Source organism: Neptunomonas sp. ABH4_499 (assembly GCF_056160565.1).
The window spans coordinates 116,309-128,550 of sequence record NZ_JBSWXK010000008.1 but is presented as its reverse complement, the minus strand read 5'-3'; the positions used below and the strand labels follow the sequence as shown (position 1 = coordinate 128,550).

The window sequence follows — 12,242 nt, the reverse complement described above, 5'->3', positions numbered from 1 at the left end:
CAACAGAGAGTGAGCCCACGGAGATGGGCTCCCGACAATCACAGTCAACGAGGCATAACAATGAAAACAGTTCGATTGACCATGGCGCAAGCGGTGATCCGCTACCTGACTGCGCAAAAAGTCGAGATCGATGGTCAACTTCAGCCGATGTTTGCAGGCTGCTGGGCCATCTTCGGACACGGAAATGTCGCAGGTTTGGGTGAGGCTCTGTACCACGTACAAGACCAACTCCCAACCTACCGCGCCCACAACGAGCAAGGCATGGCACACGCCGCCATTGCTTACGCTAAAACGATGAACCGCCAGCAAATGATGGTGTGTACCGCATCGGCAGGGCCTGGTTCTGTCAACATGGTGACCGCAGCAGCCGTTGCACACGTCAACCGTTTGCCTGTGCTCTTTTTACCGGGTGACACCTTTGCGACCCGCATGCCAGACCCTGTGCTTCAGCAAGTGGAAAACTTCCATGATCACACTTTGACATCCAACGATTGCTTCCGACCTGTGAGCCGTTTTTTTGATCGCATCACACGTCCAGAGCAACTGCTGACCAGCTTACCGCAAGCGATGCGTGTACTGACTGATCCCATCGAGTGCGGCCCAGTAACGCTGGGGATGCCGCAGGATGTTCAGACCATGGCGTTTGATTACCCAGAATCTTTCTTTGATGAGAAAGTCCATTATCTGCGTCGCCAAGCCCCGGATACTCGCGAGCTTGAAGAGGCCATCGCCCTGATCAAAACCGCCAAAAAGCCCGTTGTGATTGCCGGTGGTGGCCTGCATTACTCCGGCGCTCTGGATGAGTTTGATGCTTTTGTTAGCCAATACAATTTACCGGTGGGTGAAACCCAAGCGGGTAAAGGCGCCCTGCCTTGGGATCACACTCAAAACATGGGCACCATCGGTGTCACAGGTGCCGCTTCTACGAATACATTGTGCGAAGAGACGGATCTGATCATCGCGGTCGGTACCCGATTAGGTGACTTTGCATCCGGCTCACGCACCATGATCAACCCAGACGCCAAGCTTGTGTGCCTTAACGTGGCCTCTTTTGATGCGATCAAGCACAAGGGCGTGCCGTTGGTGGGCGATGCGAAACTCTCATTACCGCTGGTGAGTGCAGGCTTAGGCGATTGGCGACCCGACGGTCAGTGGATCGAAAAAGCCGAGCAACTGCGCCGCCAATGGCAGCATTCGGTTGATGTGGCTACCACCGATCGTGGTACAAACCTGCCAACCGACGCTGAATGCGTGGGTGCGGTTAATCGCGCCGCCGGCGAGAAAGACATTGCGGTGTGTGCCGCCGGTGGCTTACCCGGTGAGCTGCAAAAGCTATGGCGTACCCGTTACGACAAAGGCTACCACATGGAGTATGGCTACTCCTGCATGGGCTACGAAGTGGCTGGGGGCCTGGGTACCAAAATGGCGAAACCGGATTCCGAAGTGTTCGTGATGGTTGGGGACGGCTCTTACTTAATGCTGAACTCGGAGCTTGCGACCTCCGTCATGATTGGTCAGAAGATCATCGTCGTGGTGCTCGATAACCGAGGGTACGGCTGTATCCACCGTCTACAACAGTTCTGTGGCGGACCTGGCTTTAACAACCTGCTGGATGACTGTCTGACCGTTGAAGGCGGCGCACCTAAAACCGACTTTGCTGCCCACGCCCGCGCCTTAGGCGCCAACGCCGAGAAAGTCGCCAACATTGCCGAGCTTGAAGAAGCCCTTGAGCGCGCGAAAGCCTCCGAGATTAGCTATGTGATCACCCTAGATACCGATGCTTTAAATACCTTTGATGAAGGTGGCACCTGGTGGGATGTCGCCGTGCCAGAAGTGTCCGAGCGCGATGAAGTGAACGAAGCCCGTCGTCGATACGAGTCGTTCAAAGCGAAACAGTTTAAAAACCTTTAAGGATTTGGGCGCACAGCGCGCAGGAGATAAACATGAGTGTACGTATCGGTATTAACCCACTGACGTGGACCAACGACGACATGCCAACATTGGGCGCAGATACACCGTTAGAAGTGTGTCTGTCCGAAGGCAAGCAAGCAGGCTTTTCGGGTTTTGAGCTGGGCCAGAAATTCCCACGTGATCCAGAAGTGCTTGGCCCTATTTTAGAGAGCCACGGCCTTGATTTGGTCTCTGGCTGGTTCAGCGGACAACTGCTTGAGCGCAGTGTCGAAGAAGAGATCGAGGCGATTAAGCCGCATCTTCACCTGCTGAAATCCCTTGGCGCTAACGTCATGGTGTATTGTGAAGTTACCGGCTGCATTCACGGCCAACAGGAAACGCCGTTATCGCACCGCCCGCGCATCAGCGAAGAATCAATCAAAACCATGTGCGAAAAACTCAACAAGGTTGCTGAGTTTACCCAATCGCACGGCGTGCAGATCGCGTATCACCACCATATGGGGACTGTGATCGAAACCGAAGAGGAAGTGGATCTTCTGATGAAGTACACCACGCCTGCTGTTGGCTTACTGCTGGATACGGGCCACCTAACCTTTGCCGACGGCGACCCTATCGCCGTGCAAAAACGCTATGCCGATCGCATTGTGCATGTGCACTGTAAAGACTTACGTCCAGACATTTTAAGCGACGCTAAAAACCGCGACTTAAGTTTCTTGAACGCGATGTTAAACGGCGTGTTTACCGTCCCAGGCGATGGTTTTATTGATTACGCCACCCTGTTCAAAGGCCTAAAACAAACCGGTTACAGCGGCTGGTTAGTGGTTGAAGCCGAACAAGACCCAGCGGTTGCACACCCGCTCACCTACGCCACATTAGGGGCGAATAACCTAAAACAACTGTGTAAAGAAACTGAGCTCGACTTGGTTGACTAAGCCCCTACTCCTCAGAAAGCCCGCATGAACTGCGGGCAATACAACAAAAAAGGACATGACAGATGATTACATTAGGCAACTTCATCGATGGTCAGCGCACTGAGAGCCAAAGTGGCCGCGCTGCTCCGGTATTTAACCCAGCAACCGGCGAGCAGACCAAACAAGTTGTGCTTTCTAGCGCCGATGAAACCCGAAGCGCTGTTGCATCCGCACAAGCCGCCTTCCAAACATGGAAAGGCGTGACCCCGCTTAACCGCGCACGTGTGATGTTTAAATTTAAAGCCCTCCTTGAGCAACACGCTGATGAGCTGGCTGAGCTGATCACATCCGAACACGGCAAGGTGTTTTCCGATGCAAAAGGCGAGTTAACACGCGGCCTAGAAGTGGTTGAGTTTGCCTGCGGTATTCCTCACCTTCAAAAAGGCGAGCACAGCTTAAACGTAGGCCGTGGTGTTGATTCCATGTCCTTGATGCAACCGCTGGGTGTTGTGGCCGGTATCGCACCGTTTAACTTCCCAGCGATGGTACCGATGTGGATGTTCCCAGTGGCGATTGCCTGCGGTAACACCTTTGTGATGAAGCCATCTGAAAAAGACCCATCCGTGCCTTTGCGTTTAGCGGAGCTGTTAAAAGAAGCAGGCTTGCCGGACGGTGTCTTCAATGTGGTGAACGGCGACAAAGAATCCGTGGATGTACTGTTAACCGACGAGCGCGTTCAAGCGGTCAGCTTTGTGGGCTCAACGCCGATTGCTGAATACATCTACTCAACCGCATCCGCTCACGGTAAGCGTGTTCAGGCCTTAGGTGGTGCTAAAAACCACATGGTGATCATGCCCGATGCCGACCCAGAACAGGTGGTTAACTCCCTAATGGGTGCCGCTTACGGCTCGGCAGGCGAGCGCTGCATGGCGATCTCGGTTGCGGTGTGCGTGGGTGACGAAGTCGCGGACAAACTGGTACAGCGCATGTCCGAAGAGATCGACAGCATGCGCGTAGGCCCAGGTGTTGGCCTGCCGGAAGAGGCGCACATGGGGCCGGTCATCTCGAAAGCCCACGCGGACAAAGTAAAAGATTACATCACCAGCGGCGTTGAAGAAGGTGCCACCCTGCTGCGCGATGGCCGTGAATTTATCGTCAAAGGACACGAGAACGGCTACTTCGTTGGCCCAACCCTGTTCGACAACGTGAAACGCGGCATGCGTATTTACGAAGAGGAGATCTTCGGCCCAGTGCTTGCGGTTGTCCGTGCTGACAGCTACGAAGAAGCGGTAAAAATGATCAACGAGCACGAATACGGTAACGGTACTGCCATCTTTACCCGCGACGGTGATACGGCCCGTCAATTCTGCGAGGAGATCCAAGTCGGTATGGTCGGTGTCAACGTGCCAATCCCAGTCCCGATGGCGTTCCATAGTTTTGGCGGCTGGAAACGCTCCCTGTTTGGCCCACTGCACATGCACGGCCCAGACGGTGTGCGCTTTTATACCCGCATGAAAACCGTCACTGCACGCTGGCCGACAGGCATCCGTGCCGGTGCTGAATTCTCGATGCCAACGATGAAATAACTGCACCAAGGATTCCGAGTTTCCTCAGAGGCTCGGAACAGGGAAGGTTACCCCCTTCCCTGCCATCACCGATGTGTATCTCAGTGGTGTTTGGTCAGGTTTGCCTCTCCATTCCTGATCATTGGCAAAGCGTTCCTAACGTTCTTGTCCTGGCTCTTTCATACCTGAAGAGTGAAGCTCTGTTGCCACGTCACTGACTGTGGTTTTTTACGCCCATCATCGATGGGCTTTTTTTATGCGTTGAACACAGTGTTCGGGATCAACAACACGACATTACCCTCTAATCACGTACAATCGATGAAAACTTACCGGGAATATGAGCATGAAACTGTATTTGTACGATCACTGCCCTTTTTGCGTCCGCGCCGATATGGTCGCCAACTACAAGCGAGTCGACCACGAAAAAGTTTATCTATTAAATGACGATGAAAAGAGCTGTCTTGATCTGATTGGCGCAAAAATGCTGCCTATCTTGGAAGATGAATCAGGCCATGCGATGGGTGAGAGCTTAGATATTGTCAAAGCCCTCGATAAGATGGGCGCGCCAGAGCAACACATCCGCCCCGAGTACAATACACAAGCGATCACCGATCACATCCAAAACGCAGGTTATGCAATTAACTGCTTACTCTTCCCACGTAATATCCAAATTGGACTACCTGAGTTTGCGACCGACGCTGCTTGCGCTTATTTTCGGGGTAAAAAAGAGGAGATCATCGATCAAAGCTTTGATCATGCCTTTGCCAATACCGCCGAGCACAAAGCCAAAGTAGAAACCATGCTGGCAAGCTTACCCACACTGGAATACCCATCGGATCATCACGGACAAATCAGTTGGAGCGATGTCATCGTTTATCCAACACTTCGCAACCTTACCATGGTTAAAGACTTAGCTTTCCCAGAAGAGGTGCTGCGCTACATCAAAGAGGTCGCCGAAAGCACGGATACTATGTGCTATTTCGAGGATGCAATCTAACCCTTCTTTAAGGCATAAAAAAAGCGTGGCAAGTTCGCACTTGGCCACGCTTTCTTAGCGTTAGACGGATAACTTAGTCTTTCGCTTTGCTGGTCAACTTATCCAAATACCCCATCGTAAACGCCGATGCCACAAAGGCGATGTGGATCAGCACGTACCACATGATTTTGTCGTTATCGATGGTTTGGGCGTTCATAAAGACTTTCAGCAAATGAATGGACGGGATCGCCACAATCGATGCTGCTTAGTGCCAAACGTTGAACAACTTCGTCATCTAAATTCAGTAATCGGGACAACTCTTTTAGGTACATGGTCTCCATGTGGTTTTCTTCATCAATCACCAAAAGCGATGCAAGGTAGATCTCAGAAGCCATCGCCGGGTTCTTCGCCATTGAGGCGATCTCTTTTGGGTCTAATGGTTTGTTGATCTCTTTCTCTAGAAAGCCTTTCTCATTGATACTGAGATTCGACTTTGCCAACGCCTCGTTGATGCGCGCCATCTCATATTGATCAATGTGACCATCGGATTTGGCCGCCGCAATCATCGCTTTAAGAATGATGACCGGATGGTCTTGATCATTCTCTTGGAAGGTTTCCATCTGATTAGGATTGGCTTTTTCCGCTTGGTAGTCGTTGTACACCTTGTACGCCAAAGCACCAATGGCCGCAGCGCCACCCACCTTTAGCAAGGAGGAGCCTTTACCGGATTTCAGTAAGCTGGTCAGCAAACCGCCGCACCGAGCCCCAAATGTTTAAGGGCATCATTCCCACCCAACGATGAACCAGAGCTTTCGGCCTTCTGCTTAACCTGATTCACAACCGAAGAGTTCAATACCTGATTCAATAGCTTGCTTAAGTTCATAAGTCATTGCCCCTTTAGATGATTAAAACGTTAAAAAGCCTTGGTCGTTGCCGTCGTAACCAGCAAACAAAGCGGCTTTTGTTATGCATCTTGGAGCATGAATCAGATAGGAAGGTTCCCGGCATCCTGTTTTACGTTACGAATGTAACTTTATAAGGGGCTGGCTATTCTCTTTTCATCGCCACAACCCTATAGGTATGCCAATGCTTCATTTTTCCCAGTGAGGTTTTAGCGTTCTCTTCACGCTCATCAAATGAGATCACATCAAATCCCTGAAACAGAGCCCTCACAGCACTCGTTGTTAGAGGCATAGTGGTTGTATGATGGTTCGAAGCCCAATCGTCATTTTGCCCCATAAAATCCCCAGCAAACACACCGCCCACATCTAAAGATCGGGTCAAACGACGCCACGTTGTTGCAAAACAATCCGGATCAGCAAAATACAAACTGGAATGAGCAACGATGACATCTGCGTTTGGATAATCAAAGGCTTCAAAAGATGACTCTGTAAGCGTCACGTTTGGTTGATCAGCAAACCGTTGCTTACAGATAGCAATCGCATCATGGTTTAGATCAAAGCCATGGACTTGATATCTATGATCAAGAAGATATTGAATATCACTGCCAACGCCACAACCGCAATCGATAGCCACACGACGGCTCGACTGATTCGCGTTCAAGGCGATGGCCGTCGTGTTGGAATGCGGTCTTACTAATGCACGTTCGTAGTATTGATGCAAAACATCAGCAACCCGAACTGGACTGAGTCACGAAATGCTCTTTGACGATCTTAAAACTGCCTGCCTTGGTAGGCTCAATCACCATGTAATACGCGGGGTCGTAGTAGCATTTTCGAGTTGAGTAGCGCGTCGCATTGATCCGAAACCCTTCTCCCTCTGAAGAGACCTGAACCTCGGAAAACGTGCTACGGTCATCTTGTGCTTTTGCCATCGGCATCGCTTTGCGCACCAGCTGTTTCCATTGAGCACCATCCAGATGCAACTCACGCTGAACTTGGCCTTTTGTGTTGCGATATGCCTGGATATCCGCCGCATCGGCATACAAATCGGCCACACCTACGTCAAACTGGTTACTCAGGGATTCGTATTTGTGAAAAAAATCGATGGGGGTCTCACTGGCCAAGGTGGCTGAAGACAAGATCAACGCCAAAGGCGCTGCAAACCAAGAAGATGTTGACATGATGTATTCCTTTCGCCTTATGTAAAGACAATTCCCTTGTCTAAAAAAAGCCATTTTAGGGTGTATAAGGCTAAAAGTCTGCCTATGGGCAAGCGACAATTTACAAACAAAGCGTCAGAAATTTTGATCCAAATGATTCCCCCTCAGAACGGTTTTATTTTTGGAAATATTCTTTTCCATTTCAGCATTACCGACTGGTATCCAAAAACAGCTACAGTCAGTCAAGCAATCAAACCAACGGAGAATTTAGATGCCTTTTCGCTTACGCTTGGTACACAGTGCCATGATGTCTTTTGTCTTGTGCCTGTTAATGACGTGCTGGGTCACCTTCATCAACTTAGGCATCACCGACCAATTTTTACTGCAATGGTCCCGCGCGTTCAGCCTTTCTTATCCAGCGGCGTTTGTGATCGCGTTCTTTACAGGTCCCATCGTGATGAAGCTTGCGATGAAGCTCATCACACCAAAACAGGCTAACAGTGAAAGTAGCCAGCAGGCTGTGAAAGCGGATTCTTAATCGATAAAGATGATCGCGTGGTTATCGAGCGTTTCGCGCTAACCACGCATCCAATTGATTGGCAAAGGCTTGCTTTTCGCGATTCCCTAATGTGGATGTACGGCCGGTTTGAATACCGCTGGCACGCAGCGTTTCATTGAAATCCCGAATGTTCAATTTGGCCTTGATGGTCTCTTTGGAGAACATTTCACCCCGTGGATGCAAGGCATCTGCGCCCTTATCCATCACCTCGGCCGCTAACGGGATATCTTGGGTGATGACCAGATCGCCCTTTTGTACCAAACGCACAATCTCGTTATCCGCCACATCAAAACCGGCCTCGACCCGTTTGCTTTTCAGAAAAGGTGAAGGCGGCGTTGGGATCAATTGATTAGCAACAAAAGTCGTTTCCACCTGTACACGCTGCGCGGCTTTAAACAAGATCTCACGCATGACTTTTGGGCATGCATCAGCATCAACCCACACTTTTACCTTTTCGGACATTACTCACTTACCCACTAGCCGTGTCAATAATGAAGATTATTGTCGGATTACACCGTCTTTTTAGACAACAACGCACGTACCATAGAGCGCACATTACGCCAGCGCCCGACAATCAGTGCGCCAAAGATAAAGGCACAGCCCCACATCTGCAATCCACTCATGGTTTCATCAAACCAAAAGGCCGCCAAAATCGCCGTCCAAACCGGTTCCAGCGTCATGATCACCGCAGCATTACTGGCCGATGCTAAGCTTTGCGCCCAGGTTTGCATAAAAAAGCGAAGACTTGTGGCAATAAAGATGCTGGCCAACACCCAGCCCCAGATATCGGCCGAAACAGAGACGCGCCCCCAATCCTCGATTAACAGCGATGCCGGCAGCGCGACAACCCCGACCACCATCAGCTGTATGGCCGACAGCGCTATGGTCGAGGTTTTGGCGGCCGCACGGGTGTTTAGGTTGAACATAAACGCAAAGAGCACGGCGGCAATCAGGAAAGACACCTCACCAAAGCCCATGTGAAACTGACTGTCCAAGGACAGACACGCCAAGCCCGTTGCGGCCACTGGCAAGGCCGCCCATGTGGATGCGACCGGCTTTTCACCAAAAGCGATGGCCACGATGGGTACCATCACCACACCCAAGCTGGTTAAAAACGCCCCGACCCCAATGTGGGTGGCGTAGTGCAGACCCAAAATCCAAAAGCACATCGCGGCACCAAAGGTCACACCTACCCCTGCGGTACGCGCGAGCCCTCGTCTATCCAATGCGATCAGTGGCTTTATACCAAAGCCGGCTAACACCACACCTGCACCAAAGAAACGGATCGCGATGAACAAAAGCGGCGGGACACCCACCAAGGCTTCTTTGGAAAAGATCCACCCCACCGCGGCCAGCAAAGTGACAGCAACCAGTAGAAGATCCGATTTGGCGGATGTAGAGAGCACGTAGAAACCTCGCGACGCTTTAGTGAAAACGCAAATAGCTAATGATGGCGGCCGTGCATTGTACCGATTCTAAGAGGATGAATCGCGTTCCCAAACATGTAGTGGTTTAAACAAAAAAATTCATATCAAGGCGGTACCTTTCTGAATTTATTGTGTTATTTTACTACAAATAACCCATTTTATTGGGTGAATTACGGTGAAATCTGCCTAAAAGGTAGAAATATTACAAAATTTAATAGAATTTTTATTCTATTTTATTTTTATTGAAAAATATATTTCATTGCGTATCATTGATGGCACGCTCGCTTACAACAATGAAATGCATGAATAAGAACAATAAGTAGGAGCCTTACATGAGCACAGTTATTCGCGTTGCAATTAACGGGTTTGGTCGCATTGGTCGTAACGTATTACGCGCACTGTACGAGGGCGGTTACCGAGACCGCATTCAAGTGGTTGCCATCAACGATTTAGGCAATGCCGAGATCAACGCCCACCTACTGAAATACGATACCGTTCACGGTCGATTCGCGGCCGATGTCTCTATGGATGGCGATAACATTGTGGTCAACGGCGACCCTATCGCGATCATCTCTGAACGCAACCCAGCCGACTTACCGTGGGGCGAACATAAAATCGATGTGGTGTACGAGTGCACCGGTATCTTTACCAGCCGTGACCAAGCCGCCGCCCACATTGAAGCAGGCGCTAAGAAAGTGATCATTTCGGCACCTGCAAAAGATGCCGACCTGACCGTGGTGCACGGCATCAACCACACCTTGCTGAATTCCGATCATCAGATTATTTCCAACGCCTCTTGCACAACGAACTGCTTGGCTCCTGTTGCCAAACCTCTTAACGATGCCATCGGTATCGAAAGCGGTTTGATGACGACCATTCACGCTTACACGAATGATCAGAAATTGAGCGATGTGTACCACTCTGACTTGTACCGCGCTCGTGCGGCGGCGCATTCGATGATCCCTACCAAAACCGGTGCCGCGGCGGCGGTAGGCTTGGTGCTACCGGAGCTCAACGGCAAGCTCGATGGCATGGCGGTGCGTGTACCGACCATCAACGTCTCCTTGGTGGATTTAAGCTTTGTTGCCTCACGCGATACCAGCGTTGAAGAGGTCAACCAGATTTTGACCGATGCGGCGAACGGCCCACTGAAAGGCGTACTTGAAATCAACCGCTTGCCGCTTGTCTCGGTGGATTTTAACCACAACCCGGCCTCCTCCATCTTTGATGTTAGCCAGACCCGTGTGAACGGCCGTCTCGTAAAAGTCATGTCTTGGTACGATAACGAATGGGGCTTCTCGAACCGTATGCTGGATAACACTCTGGCTTTGATGAACGCAGCGCGCTGAGGTGAGCTTTCCATGCAACGCAGAACGAAAATCGTCGCAACTTTAGGCCCGTCGACCAGCTCGCCCGAGGCGATCGATGGGTTGATTCAAGCCGGAGTTAATGTCGTGCGAATGAACTTTTCGCACGGCAGTGCCCAAGACCATATGGAGCGGGCCGAGCTGGTGCGCACGTTGGCCGCTAAACACAAACGCTTTGTGGCCATTCTGGGTGATTTGCAAGGCCCGAAAATCCGCATTTCGCGCTTTGCCAATGGCAAAGAAACTCTAAAAACAGGCCAAGCCTTTATTCTGGACGCCAATCTTGAGCGCGATGCCGGTAATGCCGAGCGTGTGGGCATCGACTATAAGGAACTGGTCAGCGACTCGAAACCTGGCGATATCTTATTGATCGATGATGGCCGTTTGGAGTTACAAGTTGCGCATGTTGAAGACCAAGAGATTCACTGCACCGTTTTAGTCGGCGGACCGATCTCCAACAACAAAGGGATCAACCGTAAAGGCGGCGGCTTATCCGCTGCAGCCTTAACCGACAAAGACAAGCAGGACATCAAAATTGCTGCCGAAATCGGCGTTGATTACTTAGCGGTGTCCTTCCCTCGCGATGCGGCGGATATGGAACACGCGGCAGAACTGCTGGCAGCAACCGGCTGCAAAGCCGGTTTGATCGCAAAAATTGAGCGTGCCGAAGCCGTAGCCGACCAATCCATCTTGGATGGCATCATTAAAGCCTCCGATGGCGTGATGGTAGCGCGTGGTGACCTTGGCGTTGAAATTGGGGATGCCGAGTTGATTGGCGTGCAAAAGCTGATCATCAACCGTGCGCGTACACTCAATAAAGTGGTAATTACCGCGACCCAGATGATGGAGTCGATGACGCATGCACCACTGCCAACCCGTGCCGAAGTGTTTGATGTCGCCAATGCGGTGCTCGATGGTACCGATGCAGTGATGCTCTCAGGCGAAACAGCCGCAGGCGACTACCCGATCCAAACCGTTGAAGCGATGGCGCGTGTCATCATCGGTGCTGAGAAAAACCCAGAAAGCAGCAAATCCAAGCACCGTATCAACGAAGCATTCACCTACATCGATGAAACCATCGCCCTGTCGGCCATGTACGCCGCAAACCACTTAACGGGCGTTAAGGCGATCATCTGCATGAGTGAAACCGGTGCCACACCGCTATTGATGTCACGTATTCGCTCGCCATTGCCGATCTTTGCCTTTTCCCGTCACCCAGCGACACAGAACAAGGTGGCCTTGTATCGTGGCGTAAAAACCATTCCGTTTGATGCGGACAACCTGCCGAATGAACAGATTAACCAACTCGCGGTGGATGAACTCGTCCGTCGGGAGATCGTTCAAGAAGGCGACATGGTGATCATCACCAAAGGCGATTACATCAACGCCCAAGGCGGCACCAACACGATGAAAGTCGTTCGAGTAGGCGGCAACATCCACTGATTTAAACCTAACCTGACCACT

Annotated in this window: 14 protein-coding genes; 7 read left to right on the top strand and 7 right to left on the bottom strand. The window is 51.0% G+C overall.

The window, feature by feature from the left end:
- The first annotated feature begins 60 nt into the window (after positions 1-60).
- The 4 genes from iolD (at position 61) to grxB (ending at position 5,384) form a co-directional block, all read left to right on the top strand.
- Positions 61-1,911, top strand: a complete 1,851-nt coding sequence (iolD, locus tag ACXAF9_RS10340; protein ID WP_475073701.1) for a 3D-(3,5/4)-trihydroxycyclohexane-1,2-dione acylhydrolase (decyclizing) — start codon at positions 61-63, stop codon at positions 1,909-1,911.
- Between the two features lie 32 nt (positions 1,912-1,943).
- Positions 1,944-2,843 carry a myo-inosose-2 dehydratase gene (gene iolE / locus ACXAF9_RS10335; RefSeq protein ID WP_475073699.1) on the top strand — a complete coding sequence of 300 codons (900 nt, stop codon included), beginning with the start codon at positions 1,944-1,946 and terminating at the stop codon, positions 2,841-2,843.
- Positions 2,844-2,905: 62 nt separating this feature from the next.
- Complete coding sequence (locus ACXAF9_RS10330) at positions 2,906-4,408, top strand: CoA-acylating methylmalonate-semialdehyde dehydrogenase (protein ID WP_475073696.1); 1,503 nt, start codon at positions 2,906-2,908, stop codon at positions 4,406-4,408.
- Between the two features lie 322 nt (positions 4,409-4,730).
- A complete protein-coding gene (gene grxB / locus ACXAF9_RS10325; protein ID WP_475073692.1) occupies positions 4,731-5,384 on the top strand; it encodes a glutaredoxin 2 in 654 nt (217 codons plus the stop codon).
- Between the two features lie 73 nt (positions 5,385-5,457).
- Here the strand turns inward: grxB and ACXAF9_RS10320 are convergent, their stop codons facing one another.
- From ACXAF9_RS10320 to ACXAF9_RS10300, 5 genes are all read right to left on the bottom strand, one after another.
- The gene (locus tag ACXAF9_RS10320; RefSeq protein WP_475073688.1) at positions 5,458-5,580 is read right to left on the bottom strand and encodes a hypothetical protein; all 123 of its coding nucleotides are present in this window, start codon (positions 5,578-5,580) and stop codon (positions 5,458-5,460) included.
- Positions 5,558-6,112, bottom strand: a complete 555-nt coding sequence (locus ACXAF9_RS10315) for a tellurite resistance TerB family protein (RefSeq protein ID WP_475073684.1) — start codon at positions 6,110-6,112, stop codon at positions 5,558-5,560. The genes ACXAF9_RS10320 and ACXAF9_RS10315 overlap by 23 nt, the downstream gene beginning before the upstream one ends.
- Positions 6,106-6,246: a hypothetical protein gene (locus ACXAF9_RS10310; protein ID WP_475073682.1), complete on the bottom strand. Its 141-nt coding sequence runs from the start codon at positions 6,244-6,246 to the stop codon at positions 6,106-6,108. Before ACXAF9_RS10310 ends, ACXAF9_RS10315 begins: the two co-directional genes overlap by 7 nt.
- A gap of 164 nt (positions 6,247-6,410) precedes the next feature.
- Positions 6,411-6,899: a class I SAM-dependent methyltransferase gene (locus tag ACXAF9_RS10305; RefSeq protein ID WP_475073679.1), complete on the bottom strand. Its 489-nt coding sequence runs from the start codon at positions 6,897-6,899 to the stop codon at positions 6,411-6,413.
- A 91-nt stretch (positions 6,900-6,990) separates the two neighbouring features.
- The gene (locus ACXAF9_RS10300) at positions 6,991-7,446 is read right to left on the bottom strand and encodes a hypothetical protein (RefSeq protein ID WP_475073675.1); all 456 of its coding nucleotides are present in this window, start codon (positions 7,444-7,446) and stop codon (positions 6,991-6,993) included.
- A 250-nt stretch (positions 7,447-7,696) separates the two neighbouring features.
- On the opposite strand from ACXAF9_RS10300, the gene ACXAF9_RS10295 reads away from it, so the two are divergent.
- Positions 7,697-7,963, top strand: coding sequence for a DUF2798 domain-containing protein (locus ACXAF9_RS10295; protein WP_475073672.1), 267 nt, complete (start codon positions 7,697-7,699; stop codon positions 7,961-7,963).
- A 21-nt stretch (positions 7,964-7,984) separates the two neighbouring features.
- Here the strand turns inward: ACXAF9_RS10295 and ACXAF9_RS10290 are convergent, their stop codons facing one another.
- Complete coding sequence (locus ACXAF9_RS10290) at positions 7,985-8,446, bottom strand: YaiI/YqxD family protein (protein WP_475073670.1); 462 nt, start codon at positions 8,444-8,446, stop codon at positions 7,985-7,987.
- 47 nt (positions 8,447-8,493) lie between these two features.
- Entirely contained in the window at positions 8,494-9,390 is an 897-nt protein-coding gene (locus tag ACXAF9_RS10285) for a DMT family transporter (protein WP_475073666.1), read from the bottom strand.
- A 353-nt stretch (positions 9,391-9,743) separates the two neighbouring features.
- On the opposite strand from ACXAF9_RS10285, the gene gap reads away from it, so the two are divergent.
- On the top strand, positions 9,744-10,760 hold the full coding sequence (gap, locus tag ACXAF9_RS10280) for a type I glyceraldehyde-3-phosphate dehydrogenase (RefSeq protein ID WP_475073664.1): 1,017 nt from the start codon (positions 9,744-9,746) through the stop codon (positions 10,758-10,760).
- A 12-nt stretch (positions 10,761-10,772) separates the two neighbouring features.
- Positions 10,773-12,221, top strand: a complete 1,449-nt coding sequence (pyk, locus tag ACXAF9_RS10275; protein WP_475073661.1) for a pyruvate kinase — start codon at positions 10,773-10,775, stop codon at positions 12,219-12,221.
- Positions 12,222-12,242 lie beyond the last annotated feature (21 nt).

What these genes read in the sequence shown, in the direction of transcription:
- iolD (WP_475073701.1), top strand. Translation starts at nt 61, where the DNA reads ATGAAAACAGTTCGATTGACCATGGCGCAAGCGGTGATCCGCTACCTG.
- iolE (WP_475073699.1), top strand. Translation starts at nt 1,944, where the DNA reads ATGAGTGTACGTATCGGTATTAACCCACTGACGTGGACCAACGACGAC.
- ACXAF9_RS10330 (WP_475073696.1), top strand. Translation starts at nt 2,906, where the DNA reads ATGATTACATTAGGCAACTTCATCGATGGTCAGCGCACTGAGAGCCAA.
- grxB (WP_475073692.1), top strand. Translation starts at nt 4,731, where the DNA reads ATGAAACTGTATTTGTACGATCACTGCCCTTTTTGCGTCCGCGCCGAT.
- ACXAF9_RS10320 (WP_475073688.1), bottom strand. Translation starts at nt 5,580, where the DNA reads ATGAACGCCCAAACCATCGATAACGACAAAATCATGTGGTACGTGCTG.
- ACXAF9_RS10310 (WP_475073682.1), bottom strand. Translation starts at nt 6,246, where the DNA reads ATGAACTTAAGCAAGCTATTGAATCAGGTATTGAACTCTTCGGTTGTG.
- ACXAF9_RS10300 (WP_475073675.1), bottom strand. Translation starts at nt 7,446, where the DNA reads ATGTCAACATCTTCTTGGTTTGCAGCGCCTTTGGCGTTGATCTTGTCT.
- ACXAF9_RS10295 (WP_475073672.1), top strand. Translation starts at nt 7,697, where the DNA reads ATGCCTTTTCGCTTACGCTTGGTACACAGTGCCATGATGTCTTTTGTC.
- ACXAF9_RS10290 (WP_475073670.1), bottom strand. Translation starts at nt 8,446, where the DNA reads ATGTCCGAAAAGGTAAAAGTGTGGGTTGATGCTGATGCATGCCCAAAA.
- gap (WP_475073664.1), top strand. Translation starts at nt 9,744, where the DNA reads ATGAGCACAGTTATTCGCGTTGCAATTAACGGGTTTGGTCGCATTGGT.
- pyk (WP_475073661.1), top strand. Translation starts at nt 10,773, where the DNA reads ATGCAACGCAGAACGAAAATCGTCGCAACTTTAGGCCCGTCGACCAGC.